The sequence below is a fragment of the Priestia megaterium genome, assembly GCF_023824195.1.
GTDB classification, from domain to species: domain Bacteria; phylum Bacillota; class Bacilli; order Bacillales; family Bacillaceae_H; genus Priestia; species Priestia megaterium_D.
This window is the reverse complement of record NZ_CP085442.1, coordinates 3,631,268-3,650,619: the sequence shown is the minus strand read 5'-3', so window position 1 is coordinate 3,650,619 and position 19,352 is coordinate 3,631,268. Positions and strand designations below refer to the sequence as shown.

The 19,352-nt window shown below is 36.0% G+C and carries 20 protein-coding genes; 18 read left to right on the top strand and 2 right to left on the bottom strand.

The window, feature by feature from the left end; translation table 11 throughout:
• Positions 1–5: 5 nt before the first annotated feature.
• A complete protein-coding gene (locus LIS78_RS18885) occupies positions 6–857 on the bottom strand; it encodes a MurR/RpiR family transcriptional regulator (protein ID WP_063672422.1) in 852 nt (283 codons plus the stop codon).
• A gap of 437 nt (positions 858–1,294) precedes the next feature.
• Between LIS78_RS18885 and LIS78_RS18880 the strand changes: the two genes are divergently transcribed.
• Genes LIS78_RS18880 through LIS78_RS18865 form a run of 4 tightly spaced genes read left to right on the top strand, consistent with a single transcriptional unit; the run spans position 1,295 to position 3,254 of the window.
• Positions 1,295–1,975: an RraA family protein gene (locus LIS78_RS18880; protein ID WP_209150469.1), complete on the top strand. Its 681-nt coding sequence runs from the start codon at positions 1,295–1,297 to the stop codon at positions 1,973–1,975.
• Positions 1,976–1,995: 20 nt separating this feature from the next.
• A complete protein-coding gene (locus LIS78_RS18875; RefSeq protein WP_209150468.1) occupies positions 1,996–2,886 on the top strand; it encodes a prephenate dehydrogenase/arogenate dehydrogenase family protein in 891 nt (296 codons plus the stop codon).
• A 45-nt stretch (positions 2,887–2,931) separates the two neighbouring features.
• On the top strand, positions 2,932–3,084 hold the full coding sequence (locus tag LIS78_RS18870; protein WP_252284181.1) for a hypothetical protein: 153 nt from the start codon (positions 2,932–2,934) through the stop codon (positions 3,082–3,084).
• Entirely contained in the window at positions 3,084–3,254 is a 171-nt protein-coding gene (locus LIS78_RS18865; protein ID WP_252284180.1) for a hypothetical protein, read from the top strand. Before LIS78_RS18870 ends, LIS78_RS18865 begins: the two co-directional genes overlap by 1 nt.
• A gap of 291 nt (positions 3,255–3,545) precedes the next feature.
• Here the strand turns inward: LIS78_RS18865 and LIS78_RS18860 are convergent, their stop codons facing one another.
• Entirely contained in the window at positions 3,546–4,415 is an 870-nt protein-coding gene (locus tag LIS78_RS18860) for a LysR family transcriptional regulator (protein WP_195782300.1), read from the bottom strand.
• A gap of 125 nt (positions 4,416–4,540) precedes the next feature.
• On the opposite strand from LIS78_RS18860, the gene LIS78_RS18855 reads away from it, so the two are divergent.
• The 14 genes from LIS78_RS18855 (at position 4,541) to LIS78_RS18790 (ending at position 19,343) form a co-directional block, all read left to right on the top strand.
• On the top strand, positions 4,541–5,650 hold the full coding sequence (locus tag LIS78_RS18855) for a Gfo/Idh/MocA family protein (RefSeq protein WP_252284179.1): 1,110 nt from the start codon (positions 4,541–4,543) through the stop codon (positions 5,648–5,650).
• Positions 5,651–6,229: 579 nt separating this feature from the next.
• The gene (locus LIS78_RS18850) at positions 6,230–7,177 is read left to right on the top strand and encodes a dihydrodipicolinate synthase family protein (RefSeq protein WP_013058385.1); all 948 of its coding nucleotides are present in this window, start codon (positions 6,230–6,232) and stop codon (positions 7,175–7,177) included.
• A 106-nt stretch (positions 7,178–7,283) separates the two neighbouring features.
• Positions 7,284–8,291 carry a LacI family DNA-binding transcriptional regulator gene (locus LIS78_RS18845; protein WP_195782302.1) on the top strand — a complete coding sequence of 336 codons (1,008 nt, stop codon included), beginning with the start codon at positions 7,284–7,286 and terminating at the stop codon, positions 8,289–8,291.
• A 159-nt stretch (positions 8,292–8,450) separates the two neighbouring features.
• On the top strand, positions 8,451–9,854 hold the full coding sequence (locus LIS78_RS18840) for an MFS transporter (protein WP_195782303.1): 1,404 nt from the start codon (positions 8,451–8,453) through the stop codon (positions 9,852–9,854).
• 376 nt (positions 9,855–10,230) lie between these two features.
• Positions 10,231–10,596, top strand: a complete 366-nt coding sequence (locus LIS78_RS18835; RefSeq protein ID WP_057273752.1) for a DUF2089 domain-containing protein — start codon at positions 10,231–10,233, stop codon at positions 10,594–10,596.
• An 11-nt stretch (positions 10,597–10,607) separates the two neighbouring features.
• Positions 10,608–10,997 (top strand): SHOCT-like domain-containing protein, encoded by a 390-nt coding sequence (locus tag LIS78_RS18830; protein ID WP_252284178.1) that lies wholly within the window; start codon positions 10,608–10,610, stop codon positions 10,995–10,997.
• Positions 10,998–11,007: 10 nt separating this feature from the next.
• Positions 11,008–11,289, top strand: a complete 282-nt coding sequence (locus tag LIS78_RS18825) for a hypothetical protein (protein WP_252284177.1) — start codon at positions 11,008–11,010, stop codon at positions 11,287–11,289.
• A 624-nt stretch (positions 11,290–11,913) separates the two neighbouring features.
• Positions 11,914–13,347, top strand: a complete 1,434-nt coding sequence (locus LIS78_RS18820) for a sensor histidine kinase (protein WP_195782305.1) — start codon at positions 11,914–11,916, stop codon at positions 13,345–13,347.
• Positions 13,340–13,912, top strand: coding sequence for an ANTAR domain-containing response regulator (locus LIS78_RS18815; protein WP_013058374.1), 573 nt, complete (start codon positions 13,340–13,342; stop codon positions 13,910–13,912). Before LIS78_RS18820 ends, LIS78_RS18815 begins: the two co-directional genes overlap by 8 nt.
• Before the next feature lie 215 nt (positions 13,913–14,127).
• A complete protein-coding gene (eutH, locus tag LIS78_RS18810) occupies positions 14,128–15,417 on the top strand; it encodes an ethanolamine utilization protein EutH (protein WP_252284176.1) in 1,290 nt (429 codons plus the stop codon).
• Between the two features lie 41 nt (positions 15,418–15,458).
• Positions 15,459–15,800: an ethanolamine utilization microcompartment protein EutS gene (eutS, locus tag LIS78_RS18805; protein WP_195782307.1), complete on the top strand. Its 342-nt coding sequence runs from the start codon at positions 15,459–15,461 to the stop codon at positions 15,798–15,800.
• Positions 15,801–15,820: 20 nt separating this feature from the next.
• On the top strand, positions 15,821–16,318 hold the full coding sequence (locus tag LIS78_RS18800) for a EutP/PduV family microcompartment system protein (RefSeq protein ID WP_209150461.1): 498 nt from the start codon (positions 15,821–15,823) through the stop codon (positions 16,316–16,318).
• 197 nt (positions 16,319–16,515) lie between these two features.
• Entirely contained in the window at positions 16,516–17,961 is a 1,446-nt protein-coding gene (locus tag LIS78_RS18795; protein WP_195782309.1) for an ethanolamine ammonia-lyase reactivating factor EutA, read from the top strand.
• A 17-nt stretch (positions 17,962–17,978) separates the two neighbouring features.
• The gene (locus LIS78_RS18790; protein ID WP_252284175.1) at positions 17,979–19,343 is read left to right on the top strand and encodes an ethanolamine ammonia-lyase subunit EutB; all 1,365 of its coding nucleotides are present in this window, start codon (positions 17,979–17,981) and stop codon (positions 19,341–19,343) included.
• Positions 19,344–19,352: the final 9 nt, after the last annotated feature.

Below are 19,352 nucleotides of genomic sequence, written 5' to 3'. Positions count from 1 at the left end.
TAAATTTAATCAGTGTAATGATAATTAATTTTTGTAAGGACTGAATTGATTTTATCCAGACGATCTTTTGTCTTTTCGGGATAATTTATAGCTATTGCACTTACAAGGTAATCGGCTACGAGTAGTGATGATATGGGCGAATTATGAAAAGCAATACTACTAGAGCTACAAGGTAATACTAAATCTGAGTACTTAACTAAAGGAGAAGAATAACTGTCAGTAATTGAAATGACCTTGGCATCGTTGCTTTTGGCAGCTGTTACAAACTCAACAGTTCTTCTAGCGTATCTTGGAAAAGAGGTTGCAATAACTAAATCTCTAGAAGTAAAAGTAATTCCTTTATCCACCCAATCACTTAAGTCAGAGACAATTAGCTCACAGTTTCCGAGTAATCGGTTAAGTCCAAAAGATAGATGCTGTGCCACGGGTAAACCACTTCTAACGCTTGTACAAAATATTCGGTCTGCAGAGACAATCATTTCTAACGCTTTATTTAGACTCTCTGTAGAAATCATTTCTACTGTTGATTGAATGTTATTGAATTGACTTTCTGCACAGCGCATCCACAAATCACTCTCATCTAAGCCCTTCAAATTTGTTTCTAATCTGATTTGAGGAGCAGCATTGTTACGTAAAAGCTCCTGAAGTCCTTTTTGAAACTCTGCATATCCAGAATAACCTAGACTAAAAGTTAATCTCATTATCGTGGTCGTACTAGTTTTTACTGTCAAGGCCAATTGATCAACCGTTAAAAAAGCTACATCGACAGGATTTTTAAGGATGTAGTCTGCTACTCTCCGTTGAGTTTCTGTTAGTTGTGAGATATTATCTTTTAATTTTAATATTGGATTTTCCATACCTTCGCTCCAATTAAACAGATTATATTGTAAATTTTATTTTTTTAAGTATATAAAAAGTATTTATCACAATACTTACTTGAATTTTAGCATGTTTACTTTTTTATGTAAAAATGTTTCTTCTAAGTAATAAAGCTTACGATATGTTTTTCCTGTGTTGTATTTACAAAAATAGATTTACTTTATTAAGAACCGGTGATAAGATACATTTAAGGTTGTGGTAATAAATATTACATAAATATGAAATGTAGTAATTTTTATTACTTTATTTATTTTTTACGATGTTTCTCTATCTTTTTCGAAAATGCAGCAAATAAACTGTAGATATTCTGCGAATAGGGGGGCAATATCTAATTTTACTAAATTAATTTTTGTAAGCGTTATCCTAAGTAGGGCATTGATTAGAATATATTAAAAGAGAAGAGGAGTGTATATCAGTGAGTAATTTAGCACCAGTATTATCTGAAGACATTATTAAGAGAGCAAAACTTCTTAACACAACTCTTATATCCGATGCAATGGGGTGTACAGGCTCAATGGATTATAAAATTAAGCCTGTATCTACAGGAATGAAGGTAGTTGGAACCGCTCTAACTGTAAGTTTAAGACCTGGAGATAACTTATTTCTTCACCAGGCGATCTATGACGGGACAGAAGGTTATGTATTAGTTGCTGATGGAAAGGGTCATACCGCAAATGCTTACCTTGGAGAATTAATGGCAGCTGCAGCTAAAGCTATGGGAATAGAGGGCATTATTATAGACGGGGCAGTTCGTGATAAGGAGACTCTTAGCCAATCAGAGTTTCCTATTTTCTCAAAAGGATTTATTCCAAATGGCCCCCTTAAGGACGGGCCAGGTGAGTTGCATAAGCCTATTTCTTGTGGAGGAGTATCCGTCATTCCAGGAGATCTAATTATAGGTGATGACGATGGAGTTGTTGTAGTTCCAAAAGAAAAGATTGAAGAGGTTCTTTTTAAAGCTGAAAAAAAACTAGAGTATGAGAAAACACGTTTAGAAACAATCGAAGCATTTGAAAGAGCGCGTCTGCAAGGTGAATCTGAAGGTAACATTCAGCCTTCATGGTTAAGAGAACAGATGAAAGCATACGGATTATAAACAGAAGGGAGAGCTTTAAAGTGAAATTAGGTTTTATTGGATTTGGAGAGGCGGCTTTTGAGTTGTCAGTTGGCTTAAAAGGCGAAGGTTTAGAAACCATTTTTGCTCATGATGTTATGATAGACCATCCTACATATGGTCCACAAATTAAAGAACGGGCTGCTCAAGCTCAAGTAGAACTTCTTTATAGACCCGAAGAAGTTTTAAAACAAGTAGATATAGTAATGGTAGCAGTACCCGCAGATAAAGCACTTGAAGTTAGTGAGATGCTAAAACCATTTATAAAGAAAGAATGTATCTATGTAGATGTATCAGCTTCCACTCCTATCGTGAAACAAAAAATCAACACAAATATACAAGAAAAGAATGCATTCTTTGTGGATGCTGCAATGCTAGGTCCCTTGCCGGTTTATAAGCATAAGGTTCCTATTTCAGCAAGTGGGAATGGTGTAGATCGACTGATTTCCTTAATGACTCCGTACAGTATGGACATAACTAAAGTAAGTGAAAAACCTGGTGATGCCTCTGCTGTAAAACTAATTCGCAGCATTTATATGAAAGGTGTAGTTGCTCTTTATCTAGAGTTATTAGAAGCTTCTCATGAATTTAATGTAGAACAATTAGTCTTAGATTCTATTAGTGAAACTCTAGATAGTAAGAGCTTTAGAGAAACAATGAACCGATTAGTAACGGGGACTTCTATACATGCGTTAAGAAGATCAATTGAGTTAGACGGCTCTATTCAAATGCTAGAGGCTTCTAATTTAAACTCGGTTATGTCTAAAGCAGCAAAAAGTAAGTTAGAAACATTAGCATCATTTAATTTGAAAGAGAAGTTTAAAGGGCAAAAGCCAGATCACTGGTTGGATGTTATCAAAGCGTGTAAAGAAGATGCTGCTGTAAACAATTAAATAAACTAATTTATTGTATCAATAGTAAGATACGGGGGGATTTACTTGGGAACATGGAATTTTCAAAGCGGTTCTATTTGGTTAGAAAAGGGGTTCATTCCAAATAAGTCTACCGGTATAACAGTTACTCATAAGAATGCCAGAGATATTCATTTATCAGAATCAAATTTAATTGTAACAGCCCTAGGAGATTTTTAATGTGGGTGGTTACTGTAATCAATGCTTATTCAAGAGAAAATAATATTATCATGTTTGAATTTAAAACAGAAAGGGAGGCAAAAGAAACTTTCATGAAATTACAAAACCATAAAATTTTTTCTGAAATTATCTGTTGTTATAATCCAGCTTCTACTCTAGTTGTTAACTGAGTTCTTTTAGGTTTAGGAGATCTACTTAGAAAAGATAGTGAAGAAGGCCAAGCAAAATGAATGAACACGCAAATATAGTAATTCTCCAGAGCTTGACAATAAAAGAGATGTAAACGTTATGTTTAAAAATAAGATAGTGTTGGTAACCAATGGCGGCACAGGAATTAGAAAGGCTGCTTCCCATGATCAAACTTGTGGAAATTAAAAAATACCCCATATGACTCTTATATAAAAGATAATTGCAGGTAAGGAATTGTAAAAGAGGTTACAGGAAAAACTGTAACCTCGATGTTAAACTTCCATTCCTTTAAAAGTGTCGCTAAAGTTATTTAACTCAATAAACTGTTTTTCTATAGGGGTAAATTCATAATTGAGGCGAGAGATGAGATAAAAGTCAGTGTATCTATAGGGTGATGGAACTTCTAAATAATTGTTGATGTTATAACGATTTGCGATACGCTTAGATACTAAGGAAATACCCATACCCATTAATGCAAATTGTACTAATGTTTCTGGATCACCCACTTCAATAATGTCACCTTGTTCAATATTTAAGCTCACATAAATATTATGTAGTATTGTCATGTACAAGCACTTATCAGATAGTACAAGTATATTTTTTTGTCTTACATAATCATCAAATGTTGTGTGTTGATCAATCCCTCGACCAATTACAACCATTTCTTCTACTCCTACTTCTTTATACCTTATCTTTTTGTTGTTTAATGATCCAATTGTATAAGCTACATCAATTTGTCCAAGTAGAACTTGATTTTCAATATATTCGGTTGAACCGGTTTTTAACGTTACTGCTAAATCGGGATATGTGTTATAAAGTTTGTTTAAAGCGCTTGAGAATTCAGTTCCCCCAACTGATATCATGGTGCCAATACGGAGTTTTTCGTCTTGTTTTTTCATTTTATTTTCAGTTTCTTCCCAAAGATGCAATATTTTTTTAAATTGATGGTACAATTTTTCTCCTTGTTTTGTTAATTTAACTCCTTTTGAATTTCTGATAAACAGTTCTTGGTTATAATATATTTCAATTTTCTTTATTTTTGCGGTCATATTAGATTGCAGATGATTCAATTTCATCGCAGCAGCAGATATACTTCTTAATTCCGCCACTGAAACGAAAGCTTTCATGTTTTCAATATCCATTCATTTTCACCATCCATCAAAAAAAGTGATATATCCATCATATTTTAACATTTAAAATGATGATTCATTTTAATTATACTTGATTAAAAGGTAAGATTTTCTACAAAATTTTGGAGGAATGTCTAATGACGGATCAATTAATAAAAGTAGGAATTATAGGAGGATCTTTGAATAATCAATGGGCGAGTAAAACACATATTCCAGTACTTAAAGAAAACCCTTTTTATCAAATAACCGCGATTGGAACATCAAAAGCAGAAACCGCAAAGGAAAGTGCGAGGGTACTTCATGCTTCCCATAGTTTCACAGATTATAAGAAATTAGCCCAATCTAGAGATGTTGATTTAGTAGTAGTTAGTGTAAAAGTTCCATTCCATTACAAAGCTTCAATTGCAGCCATAGAGAAAAATAAACATATTTATTGCGAGTGGCCGTTAGGCATAGATACTATGCAGGCTGTTAAACTAGCAAGGTTAGCGGGTCAGGCGAACATTCACCATGCTATTGGATTACAAGCAAGACAATCTCCCGAAGTGAATTATATAAAGGAGGCTATTAAACAAGGAGAAATTGGGAGAATCATTTCCTGCACCATGCAGGTAGCCACACAAGGGAAAGGGGGAGTAACAGATGAAGCAAACAGTTATATTTTGAAAAAAGAAAACGGAGCGAACCTTCTTACCATTAACGGTGGGCACTCGCTTGATGTTCTTTGCTACATCTTAGGTGATTTTAGAGAGTTATCGGCTGTAATGAATACGCATTATACAGAAGCTCTCATACAAGGAACAGGAGTTACGATATCAAAAGATACAGCGGACCAAATCTTAATACAGGGGACACTCATCGATGACATTTCGGCTTCTGTCCATATTCAAGGCGGAGTTTATCCAGCTTTTCAATTAGAGATTAGAGGGGAAAAGGGGGTTTTTCGTTTAACACAAAATCATTCCTCAGGACACGTGCAATTTGGTGATCTCAAAGTCGAAAAAGTTAAATATCCTACTTATTTATTAAGTGCTAAAGGTGTTTATTTTGAAGAAATAAACGTATCTTCAGTAAAAGATAATAATCCAAAAGGCTATGTTGAAAAGGCTTATAATATGTTGGCAAAAGATATATTCGAAAATAGAGGTCAAATTCCCAACTTCCATGATGCCGTTAAGCTTCATCAGCTATTGGATGCGGTTCGGACATCTGCAGAGACTGGTGAAAAAGTAGTACTTGATAGGTAAGGCATATTCATAACAACATGTATATTATGTAAAATAATTTAGGTTTATCACTTCTTGGAACGTATACAATTAAAGGTAAAAGGCAGCTAAAGGTGTTATGTGGCTGCCTTCTCAGTAATTTGAACAACTAGAATTATATTTGTGTAAATTCTCATGTAAGTCATTTGGCATTGCTCCCTCAAATATAAAAGCTATGTTAGAAACCCTCTTTTATCAAGCAGCACCTTAGTTGACCTTATCTTTTTCTTTTGAATCCACAACCCATCATATAAGCTATTGCTAGAGAAATAACAGCAGAAATACTAACCTTTATGTAAGAAATCCTCTAAAGCCCAAGGACAATTTAAACTTTAAACCTTGAATCTCCCCTATAAACTTAATAGTAAACGTTTACTATTAAGTTATTCTGTGATAATTATATTTTCATTGGTATATTCTGCGCTTGAAAGCTTTTTTGTCTTATTTTATCAGAAAATAAAAATTATATTGACAATTAAGCGTTTTCATTTTATGATTATTTACGTAAACGTTTACTATAAATTGAAATTAAAAACTAAAATAACAAAGGGGATGTTTTTAATGAAAAACAAAGTAAAATGGAGTGGCGTATTTCCAGCAGTTCTTATCCCATTTAAGGACGACTATTCAATCGATGAAGAAGGTTTTCGCTCTTTAGTTCGCTGGGTTGCAAGTCATGAAGGGGTTAATGGAATTGTAGTAAATGGACATACAGGAGAAATTATGACTTTACTACCTGAAGAACGTGCAGAGGCTGTAAGAATTGCAGCTGACGAATTAAAAGGTCGTATTCCTGTTATCTCTGGTGTATCGGCAGAAGGAACAATCGAGGCCATCCAACATGCGCAAGCTGTAGAAAAAGCAGGAGGAAGTGGAATCCTACTTATGCCCCCACATTCTTGGTTGCGTTTTGGGATGCAAGAAGAATCACCTGTTCAGTTTTTTAAAGATGTGGCAGAAGCTATTAACATCTCAATCGTTGTTCACCAATATCCAACTTGGACAAAAACTTCGTATACAACCAGTCAATTATTAGAAATGGCTGCTATTCCAAACGTTGTGTCTATTAAAGTCGGCCAACGAGATATTGCACAATATGAAGTAGATATTCGAGCATTAAAAAAGAATGCGCCTGATGTTTCACTGTTAACGTGCCATGATGAATACTTGTTACCTACTTTAGTTCAAGGAATTGACGGTGCATTAGTTGGCTTTGGTTGTTTTGTGCCAGATTTAATTGCAGAACTAGTGAAATGTGTGAAAGATCAAGACTTAACGGCTGCGAATGCTGTGTATGACCGTATTTTTGAATTAAAGCAGGCTGTATATAAAATGGATGAGCCTTCTTCTACCTCTCACTTACGTATGAAAGAAGCAATGTATCAACGTGGATTAATTAGTAGTTCATTAGCGAGACGTCCAGTATTACCTTTAAAAGAAGAGGAAGTAGAAGAAATTCGTCAAGGCTTACTAAAAGTCGGATTATTAAAAGATGAAGTGAAAGCGTAATAAATATTGTAGGTAGTGGTTGCAAGATTGCAACCACTATTCTTTAGTATTTAGGTGGGACTCGTTTATAATAGATAGATATACTTGACCCATGGAGGTATGTACTATGAGTGTAAGTATTAAGGACGTGGCACTTAAAGCTGGTGTTTCAACAGCTTCTGTCTCACGAGTATTAACAAATAAACCTGGTGTTGGCGCGAAAACCGCAGAACGAATTCGTAAAGTAATGGAAGAATTAGATTATCGCCCTAATTTAGGAGCTAGAGGACTTGTTAAACAAAACACAGGAAATATTGCGGTTGTGGTTCCGCGGGGATCATTTATTCTGAACAATCCATTTTTTTCAACCGTTTTAGAAGGAATAGCGAAAGGGATCGACCAAACAGACTATAATATGATGATGTCATTTACCTCTTCTCAACAGAAGCGGTTGCTTGAAACTCAGGCTGTAGATGGTGTTATTCTTTTTGCACCTAGAAATGAAGAGCTAAGTCTAGAATGGTTAGAAAGTATCCGGTTACCGATTGTCGTAGTAGGGAGCTATTTAGAAGGATCTCCTTTTCCATGCGTACGACCGGATGATGAAGATGGTATCAAACAAGCAGTGGATGCTCTTTATCAGCTAGGACACCGGAATATCGGAATCGTAAATGGACCGATGAGTTCCATGCATAGTGTCAGGTGTTTAAATGGATATAAAGAGAAAATGGATGAACTAGGTTTACCTTTTTCTTCTGAAAACGTATTTGAGATTGATGAATTTGACGCTCTAAAAGCAACAACAGAAGTAGCGACATTTTTAAAGAAACATAGCAACATTACAGGGGTCGTTTGCTCATCTGATTATTTAGCCATCGGTGTTATTAAGGCAGCCAATATGCTTGGACTATCTGTACCCAAAGATCTATCTGTGGTTGGGGCAGATGATGTTCCAATTTCAGATTTTATCACGCCTGCTTTATCTACAGTTCATGTCGATTTATTAGGTATTGGTCAAAGAGCAACCTCGATACTGATGAATATGCTCGAAGGAAAACAGATTCGAAAAAAAGATGTCGTATTTAAGATGGAATATATCAACAGGTCCACAACCGATAGTCCAAAATATAACTAAAATTTATACCTAGGCTCTAAAAAATTTTAGAGTCTGCTATTTGCTGTCTTTAACTGTAAACCCTTTCATTGAATTCCTAGTTTAATAAGTTTTGTTTCACGCATCTTAGGGTCAATGTCATTCCGATTTGAGGGAATCGCTACTAAGGAGGATTTATGTATGAATACAGAATTGAACAGAAATTCTTCAGAACCTACTAAGAATATCAACTATAATCACGAAGAAATTGGCTTGTCAAATCGTGCTACCCAGCTGCTTACACGTATAGAGAGCGTTCCCTTTTCACGTTGGCATATTAAACCACGTGTTATTATGGGTTCAGCCACGTTTTTTGATGCTTTCGATGCGCTATCTCTGGCGTTCGTTTTACCTGTATTAATTGGAATATGGAATTTAACTCCTGGTCAAATCGGTATTCTTATTGGTTCTGGATACCTTGGACAAGCGATTGGAGCTATCTTTTTTGGTTGGTTAGCTGAACGGTTTGGGCGTGTTTATAGTGCTAAATGGACCATCTTTTTAATGTCAGTAATGAGCATTGCTTGTGCGTTTGCGGGGAATTTCCATGCCCTACTATGGCTGCGTTTTGTACAAGGCATCGGAGTAGGTGGTGAAGTTCCTGTTGCTGCAGCTTATATAAATGAACTTTCAGTTGCACAAGGACGGGGACGTTTTTTTATGCTGTATGAGATGATTTTTCCGCTAGGGTTAATGATATCCGCGCAGATTGGTGCTTTAGTTGTACCTAGCTTTGGGTGGAAGTGGATGTTTTTGATCGGTGGTATCGGCGGATTAATTGTCTTTTTATTTTTCTTTAAGCTGCGTGAATCGCCTCGTTGGTTAATTTCAAAGGGCAGGTTTGACGAAGCAGAACGAGTAATTGAAGAAATTGAATCGAGTACGGATAAACGTATAGAAGCAAAAATTAGTGCACCTCAAGCTGTAGTAAAAGGAAATTGGAAAGAATTATTTTCCCCTTTTTACCGCAGTAGAACGCTAATTGTCTGGACACTTTGGTTTTCTTCCTACTTTGTTGCGAATGGACTTAACAACTGGCTCCCAAGTTTATATAAAACAGTTTATAATCTTCCATTAGAGGATTCTCTACACGCAGCGTCACTAACGAATGTGATTCAAACCGTGGCTGTGTTTGCTTGCGCATTACTTATTGATAGAGTTGGACGTAAAAGGTGGGCAACTATCGCTTTTCTAGTTGTAGGGTTACTTTTAACAACGCTTTGGTTTAACGGTGCCAAATCTGCTGAAAGTGTTATGTATTTAGGTTCAGCAGCATACGGCGTCATGGGAACAATTACGGTTCTTCTCTACCTCTATACACCAGAAATTTATCCAACGCGTATGCGAGTACTTGGAATCGCGTTTGCGACAGCCTGGTTACGACTAGCTTCAGCTATTGCTCCTACGATACTTGGCTTTGTGTTAGGAGCTAAAGGGATTACTTCTGTTTTTGTTCTGTTTGCTTGTGTAGCTGCGGTCGGGGCATTTATGGCATTTAAGATGATTGAAACACGTGAGAAGGTGTTAGAAGATATTGCACCATAAAAGAGCAAGTTCCAAGAGGTAAGGTTAAGCCAATCTTACCTCTTTTATTAGTGAAGTCTGCGCTGAAGACAGCACATATACTTTTTGAAAAGCAGGATAAATAGATGGTTTGAATGATAGCTAAAAACAAGTATGTGTTTTAAGAGAAGGGTTTTATCCTTCTCTTTTTTTATTTAATCTTATCTTATGTTCATTTTTGTAGGTTTGAAGCATCTCATTTCTTAGTGGGTATGATTTAAAATAGAATATTAACATTTTTAAAATTAAGATTGAAATTTTTAATTTTTTTATTAAGATAGTTTAATTTTATTGTTTTTAATTTTAATTTTAATTATTTGTTATATAATCAAATTAACTAAAAGAAGGAGATTTGATTATGGCTTATAAAGTAATTACAAATTGTCCTGTCTGCAGTGAAACGTTAAAAATTACAAAGCTGCAGTGCACCCATTGTCACACTACGATTGAAAATGAGTTTGAATTATCTAAGCTGGCATCCTTATCAAGTGATCAGCTTCATTTTGTAGAAGTATTTTTAACCTGCAGAGGAAATATCAAAGAAGTTGAGAAAGAACTGGGCGTTTCATATCCAACGGTCCGAGGCAAGCTGACTGACATCATTTCATCTCTTGGATATGTAGAAAAGAAGAAAAATGAAGTAGATGAGAAAAAAGTTGTGTCTATGCTAGAAAATGGTGAAATTACAGCAGAAGAAGCCATCAAGCTGTTAAAAGAAGAATAGGGGGATAGTTTATGAAAGAGGAAATTACAAGAGTGTTAACAATGGTTCAAGAAGGTAAAATTGATGCAGAAAAGGGATCAGAACTGATACAAGTATTAAAAGAAAAAGAAGAAACAGGCGATAAGCTTTTGAAGAAACCGACTGCGTATTTAGACAAAACGTTAAAAATTCGAGTTGTGTCAACTGAAAACGACAATGTGAAGGTTAATTTGCCTATAAAGCTTGTCAAGCTGGTATTAATGGCTGGACACAGCATAGCAGCGAGTATTCCTCAATCAGAAAAATATGTGAAAGATATAGACATAAACCTTATTGTTGAAGCAATCGAAAACGAGTTAGATGGTCAAATTGTTGATATTAAATCGGCAAACGGTGATACCGTTTCAGTCATCATTGAGTAATGGTTCGCTTATGATTCATGTAAAAGTGAAAACCAAAGAAGCTCGGTTTAACATCCCTATTCCATATGCTCTTTTAAACGTTGCTATTAGCATTGTGAGTTTGGAATTTTTTCAGAAGCATGTAGATAAATGGACAAAAGAGTACTTCAAAAGAAAAGAGCTGAATTTTACTTTTCCTTTAATAGATAAAAGCGAGCTAAAGCCTATCGTTAAGGAACTAAAGAAACATAAGGGAATGGTGCTAGTAGATGTTAAAGCTACTGATGGTACTGAGGTAAGAGTTAGACTATGATGTAGCTTTGTAAAGTGAAAATCGCTTCAGGTGTCTACCTTCGTGTAAAAATGAAACCTTATTAGTCTATATAAAAACGAAAAGGCAGAAAAAAGAGACTACACAGCGTGCTATCTTGCTGTATAATCTCTTTTTTTCTGCTTCTTTCCTTTTTCTATTTAATCTATACCCGGAGTATGTGCCCTAAAATGTGGAAACAAATGTAACGATCTAGATTCCTATTCACACCGAAATCGTATTAAAGCGCCCCTTTGCTACATGATTTTATTAAGTATTTCTTTTTATCAAGCAGCTCCTTAATTGATTTTATCTTTTTCTGTTAAATCTAAAACTCACTATATAAGCTATTACTAACAAAATAACAGAATACTAATTTTATGTAAAAAAGTTCTAAAGCAAAGGGACCATATTTGTGCAAATTCAACTGATAGATATACCACTATTGTCCCCTTTGACCTTTAGAAAAAGAAGTGATAAGTCATAGAAGAAATAAGGTTTCCTTCACAAAGTAAATATTTTCGCGTCAAAATGGGTCATTGACAAAGAAAGTTCAGAAAAATATAATACTTATTATATTCTAATATTTTAATGCTTAAATGTTTAAAAGCAGCTAGGAGTTTACATATGACTCATACATTATCCTTAAATTCTTTATGCAGGCTTCATACAAATCTAGCAGAAGTCGATATTCAAAAGATTGATGAAGTTGCTAAAAATTTGCCGCTTATTGCTGATTTAAACCGAGCAAATGTGTTTATTGATTGTTTAACAAAAGAAGGACAGCATGCAGTTGTAGTGGCAGAAGCGGCACCAGAAACTGCACCGTCAGTTTATGAACGTCCAGTCGCAGGGAAATTTGTGTACGAAGCGTTTGAACCAGCAGTATTTTACACGCTGAAAAATGGAAAACCGATGTCTTTAAATCGTGCCTTAACACAAGAAGGAAAAACGGTAGAACAAAGTGTGGTTCCTATTAAAGGGTTTAATAATCGTGTAATTGCTACATTGATTATGGAGAAAGATATCAGTGAAGTAGTTGAACGTCAAGAAAAAATGAAAACGTTATCAAATACAAATGATACGTTAAGCGAAATTTTAATGGAGATGACAGAAAATGCTTCGCTTATTCCAGAGTTTATTGGAGAGGCACTTTTCTTTATTGATCCCAATTTAAACATTCTATATTTTAATTCAGCTGCTTTTAATTTGGTTTCTGAAGTCTGTTCCTCAGAATGTAAGGTAGGGAATCAAATTATCGAATATTTCCCTTGTTTAGAAGAGTTATTTTATCATCGGGAAAAGTTGTTTATGCAAGAAGTGACTATTTTAAATAAGGTGTTTCAAGTCAAAAAAGTTAGTTTAAAACAAGAAAACCCGACAAATGGTGCTTTTATTACATTTCGAGATATGACTGAACTTAGAGAACGAGAAAGAGAACTTGTTGTCAAATCAGTCATGATTCAAGAAATTCATCATCGCGTCAAAAATAATTTACAGACTATTGCGAGTTTATTGAGGCTTCAGATGAGAAGGGGCCTTCCTGAAGAAAGCAAGGCTCATTTTGTCGAGAGTCTTAACCGGATTTTAAGTATCGCTTCTGTATACGAGATTATTCTTTCTAACTCTAGCGTAGACAATGTAGATATTCTTAGTTTGATTGAGAAAATTGGTAATATGCTAGTGTATAGCGCTACTGATGAAAATAAAAATATTTCAATTGAATATTCGGGCACTCAGCTTTTTACAAAGTCGGATAAAGCTGTTTCCATAGCATTAATTATTAATGAGCTCATTCAAAACTGTATGAAACATGCGTTCAAGGGGCGAGAAGAAGGTAAGATCCACGTTTCTTTTCAACAGAATAACTGTGAGATAGAGGTTACAATTAAAGATAATGGTATTGGGTACTCAAAAGAAGCCAAACCATCTTTAGGATTAGATATAGTTACCATGATGGTTACTCATGATTTATCTGGTCAATTTTCGATTGAGAGAACTTCAAATGGCACCATGGCATCAGCTAGGTTCCCATTAGAAAGAGGGGGACACCATGACTAAACGAATTATGATTGTTGAAGATGAGTCAATTGTACGTCTAGATTTATCAATGATGCTCTCTGATAATGGTTATGAAATAGTAGGAGAAGCTGGAGATGGAGAAAAAGCGGTTGAATTAGCTTTTGCACTAAAGCCAGATCTAATTATTATGGATATAAAAATGCCTAAGTTAAATGGACTAAAAGCAAGCGAAATTATTTCAAATAAATATAATATTCCTATTCTGCTGTTGACGGCATACAGTCAGAGGGAGTTTATTGATAAAGCAAAAAAAGCGAATATAGTAGGCTATTTAGTAAAACCGATAGCTGAATCAAATTTAATTCCAGCAGTTGAAATCGCTCTACAGCAAGCAGAAAATGCAAAAATGTATGAGCAAAAAGTTCAGGAAATGAATAATGAACTGAAGAAAAGAAAAATTGTTGAAAAAGCAAAAGGAATTTTAATGGATAAATATAATTTAACAGAAGATCGTGCTTTCAAAAAAATGCGGACTATTAGCATGAAAAAACAGGTTACACTAGAGAAGTTAGCAAAACACATCATTGAGAAATATGGAACTTAACCTCACTGTACAAGTAAATAGTTTGAGCAAAGGTGCTTAGTGGTTTTAAGTGATAAAAAACCACCTGGCACCTTTTTGTCTTTTTTAAGGGAACAATTTTAATCTTTCTCTCGTAGCAAAGCTCTTAACAGATTATTTCATATGCTTTAAATAGATAGAAATAGTTAAACTATTATCTGTTTAAATAAAAAATCATCATATAGGGGGAATTGGGTGTGGTTATCATTGGAAAAATCGTGATTTATATTATCATGACTTGTGCAGTGTGTGGGGCTATTGCTGCGATTAGAAATAGTGATGAAGGATTAGGAAAGCAATTTATGGAGGGTTTGCATTCTATCGGGTACATTTTTATACCAGCAGCTGGTATTATGGCCGCAACTCCATATCTTTCTTGGTTTATTAGTACTGTATGCGGTCCTTTTTTCTCAGCTATTGGGGCAGATCCTGCTATTGCTGCCACGTCTATCTTGGCAACGGATATGGGAGGATATCAATTAGCACACGTATTAAAGGAGTCGTACGAAGGATGGATTATGGCCATGATAGTAGGTTTTATGGCCGGAGCAACCATTGTATTCTCGATTCCAGTAGGACTGGCCATGCTTGATAAACGCGACCATAAGTATATGGCGCTGGGCGTTATGTCAGGTGTATTAACGATTCCTATTGGTGCTTTTATTTCAAGTGTTTTAATTATGGTAACCAATTCTGATGTGCGTAAAATTATTTCCACTACAAGTGATTCAACATACGAATTTACGATAAGTTATTTAAAAATTATTTTGAATTTATCTCCACTTTTATTATTTGTTGTGTTGTTAGCGGTAGGACTATATTTCTTGCCTGATTTAATGATTAAAGGGTTTATGTGGTTTGGGCGTATCATGGATGCTGGAATTAAGCTAGTTCTTGTTTTCTCCATCGTTGAAATTTTTACAGGCTTATTCTCTCATCTATTTGGAAGCTGGGGATTTCATCCGATCATGGCAGATAAAGCGGATCAATTCCGTGCGCTAGAAACAGCAGGTTATATTGGCATCATGCTTGCTGGTGCATTTCCAATGGTTTATTTGCTTCAAAAATATGCAGGAAAGCCGCTTGAAGCTGTAGGGAAAAAACTTGGATTAAGTAAAGAAGGCAGTGCAGGTATTTTAGCTACAATTGCTAATATTTTGGCGATGTTTAAGCTCATTCGCAGCATGCCTCCAAAAGACAAAGTTATTAATATTTCGTTTGCAGTTTGCTCGGCATTTTTATTAGGAGATCATTTATCCTTTACAGCCAATTTCCAGCCAACATTAATTCTCCCCGTTATTATCGGGAAGTTCTCTGCGGGTGTGATAGGCATCGGTTTAGCATATTGGCTATCTGTTCCAAAAGCCTTAGAGCTAGAAAGGAAGGACCGTGAAGCAGGTATTATTGGAAAAGACGAGTACTTAAGTTCAGCGGCTGAAGAAAACGAAAAGATAGAAGAGAAAAGAAGTAAGACACAAGTGATGTAAGCAATGTATAGAATTTGTACGATAAGGGAGAGATAATTTTTATGAGTGAAGAAAAAAAGCGTTTTATTCAAGAGTTTGTGCCTGGAAAACAAATTACATTGAGCCATTTGATTGCAAATCCAGATCCGGATATGTTTGATAAATTAGGTATACAACAAGAAGGAGCTCTAGGTATTCTAACATTGACTCCAAGCGAGACGGTTATCATTGCAGGTGATTTAGCTACAAAAGCTGCACATGTTCAATTAGGTTTTTTAGATCGTTTTACAGGAAGTCTTGTTATTGTAGGAAGCGTTTCAGAAGTAGATATGGCCATGAGAGAAATTAATCGTTTTCTCTCCGAAACATTAGGGTACACGCCTTCAATTATTACAAAATCCTAATAATATAGGAGGGAAGAATTATGCAAAAAAAAAACAGAGCCATGCTCATTGGCTCAATTGGGGCCGGCAAATCAACATTAACAAATGCTCTGCTTGGAAAGTCGGTGGAGGCAGTTAAAACTCAAGCTTTAATCTACTATGATTGGATCGTTGATACACCAGGAGAGTATGTTGAAAACCCTTTTTTTTATAAAAATATTATGGCAACCGCCTTTGAAGTTACACATGTGTTATACCTGCAGGACGCCACAAAGAAAAAGACAGTCTTTCCACCCAATTTTAGTACAGGCATCAATAAGTTAGCTATTGGGGTCATTACAAAAAGTGATGCGGAAGGTGCTGATGTAAGCTTAGCTATTAAAAAAGCAAAACAAGTAGTTGTAAATGGGCCTATTGTTGTCACTTCTTCCCGCAATAAAGAAGGGCTTGAAGAGGTTCGAGCTTTGGTACAGTGTCAGTCTTTACAAGAGATGAAAGAGTGTAGTGATAACTGGAAATCGAAATATATTATTTTTTAATGAAAACCTTTACAATTTGTAAGAAATCAGTTATATTCTAAATATACAAAAAAATACGGGCAAAGGCGCCTTATACAGCTATCTTTCAGGAGATAGTTCGTATGAGGTGCCTTTTTTATTTGACTAAAACACGACTAATTAGCAATCAGTAATGAATAAAACCTTTTGCTGATTGAAGGTTGACGAGGTGGAGGGATATGAAACAATACGAACCGCTAAAAGAGGAGATTATCAGCGCAGGAATTGATATAGGAACAAGCACAACCAAAATTGTGTTAAGCCAATTTTCTCTGATGAATATGGCAGGAGGAACACACTTGCCGCGTATTGAGATTATTGATAAAGAAATTATTCATCGCAGCCCAATTTATCGAACACCACTTCTCACATCAACAACAGTCGATATTGAAGCAATAGAGAAGCTTGTTAGAGATGAGTATGATAAAGCAAACGTTGGTTCTGAAGATATTAAAACAGGTGCAGTGATTATTACAGGTGAAACAGCAACTAAGCAAAATGCGGAAGAAATGATTCACCATCTTTCAAATCATGCCGGTGAGTTTTTAGTAGCAACTGCAGGCCCCGATCTAGAGGGGATTATTGCTGCAAAAGGATCAGGAGCTTACCAATACTCTAAAAAAACGAGCAAAACTATTGCCAATGTAGATGTTGGTGGAGGAACCGCTAATGTAGCAGTTTATCGAATGGGAAGGCTGTGTGGAACCTGCACACTACATATAGGCGGAAGGTTGATAGAGTTTTCGGAAGATAAAATCAGCAGCATTTCGCCACCCGTTAGAAACCTATTAAAAGAATGGAATAGTACTCTTGCAACAGGTGATGTACTGGTGGAAGAAGAGGTAAAGAAAATAACAAATTATATGGCTGATGTGATTAGTCGAATGCTAACACGTACCATGACAGCAGAAGACAAGGTACTACTTTTAGGTCATGAACCGAATTGGAAAGAAGAAATTGATGTCATTATGTTTTCTGGTGGAATCAGTGAGTGCCTCTATCGATATGAGTCTAAAGGTTTTGAACAAGCTCCTTACCACGACATAGGAATGATGCTTGCGGACTCTTTAAGAGATAGTCAGAGTTTGAAAGGATGGTCATGGATTCAGCCTGATGAAACCGTTCGCGCAACTGTTCTTGGTGCTGGTACACAAACGACTGAAATCAGTGGAGCCACGATTCAAGTAGAAACCAAAGATTTACCTGTACGAAATGTACCTGTTTATCAAATTTCTTTTAAGGATGGGTTTCAAAAAAGTGTTCATCACTTAAAGGATGCTGTAAAAGATGCAATTGAGATACATGACCCACAACAGGAGGGACAAAATTTTGCCTTGTACTTATCTGGGCTTCCATACGTAGGATTTCGAGATATTCAACAATTGGCAAAAGGTCTGCTAGAAGCAGTGAAACAAAAAAACAAAACAGATCAGCCGCTGATTATTGTTCTTGAGAGCGATCATGCCAAGGTATTGGGCCAAACGCTTGTTGCCCAAGATTCGTCGCAAAGCATTATTTGTATTGATCAAATTAAGGTGGAACACGGTGACTACTTAGATATTGGCCAATTGCTACAAACAAGTGTGGTACCGGTAGTAGTCAAAACCCTTACGTTCCATTCATAAGAAAGGGGGCTTCACTGTTGAAGTTACATACACATTATTTAGGTGCTGTCTATCAATTTTCTGATTTAAAAGATTTGTTTGCTAAGGCAAATGAAGAAAAGTCTGGTGACCGTCTGGCGGGTCTAGCTGCAGAAAACGTTCAAGAAAGGATTGCTGCAAAGGAAGTGCTTAGTGAATTAACACTTGCTGATATTCGCGAAAACCCAATGATCTCACCTGAAGAAGACGAAGTATCTCAAATTATTGAGAGTCAAGTAAATGAACCTATCTATCAAGCAATGAAAAATTGGTCCATAGCAGAGCTTAGAGAGTATATCTTAAGTGATGAAACAACGAGTGAGGATTTAAAGAGGATTAGTCGAGGGTTAAATAGTGAAATTATTGCTGCAGTAGCAAAATTAATGTCAAACCTCGATTTAGTTCACGCCGCAAATAAGATTGAAATTTTAACAAAATGCAATATTACGATTGGCCAAAAAGGAGTCTTAGCTTCTAGACTGCAGCCTAACCATCCTACAGACAATGTAGAAGGCATGATTGCTTCGTTAAAAGAAGGCCTGTCTTACGGAATTGGAGACGCCGTTATTGGTATTAACCCTGTAGATGATTCGGTTGAAAGTGTAAAACGGCTGCTCCACGCCACAAAAAACTTTATGAATGATTGGGAGATTCCAACTCAAAACTGTGTTTTAGCTCATGTTACGACTCAGATGAAAGCCATTGAACAAGGAGCACCAGCGGATATGATTTTCCAAAGTATCGCTGGAACAGAAGCCGCTAACCGTTCATTTGGAATCAGTGCAGCCTTACTAGAAGAGGCAAATCAATTAGCTAAGAGTCACGGAACAGGAACAGGGCCTCAGTGCTTATATTTTGAAACAGGACAAGGTTCCGAGCTATCAGCTGAAGCGCACTTTGGAATGGATCAGCTAACGTTAGAGTCGCGTAACTATGGGTTTGCACGTCATTACGACCCTTACATTGTAAATACCGTGGTTGGCTTTATTGGACCCGAGTACTTATACAACAACAAGCAAGTTATTCGCGCAGGCTTAGAAGATCATTTTATGGCAAAGATGCATGGAATTCCAATGGGTGTAGATATTTGTTACACCAATCATATTAAAGCAGATCAAAATGATATTGAAGATCTAGGTGTATTGCTAACAGCTGCAGGCGTTAATTTTATTATCGCAACACCAATGGGTGATGATTGTATGCTTAACTACCAATCAATGAGCTACCATGATGTAGCGACTTTAAGGCAAACATTGGGGAAACAGCCTTCTCCTTTGTTTGCAGAGTGGCTCGAGAAAATGGGGATTTTTGAACAAGGGAAATTAAGTAAATATGCAGGAGATCCAAGTATTTTTACAAGGTAGGTGATAAAG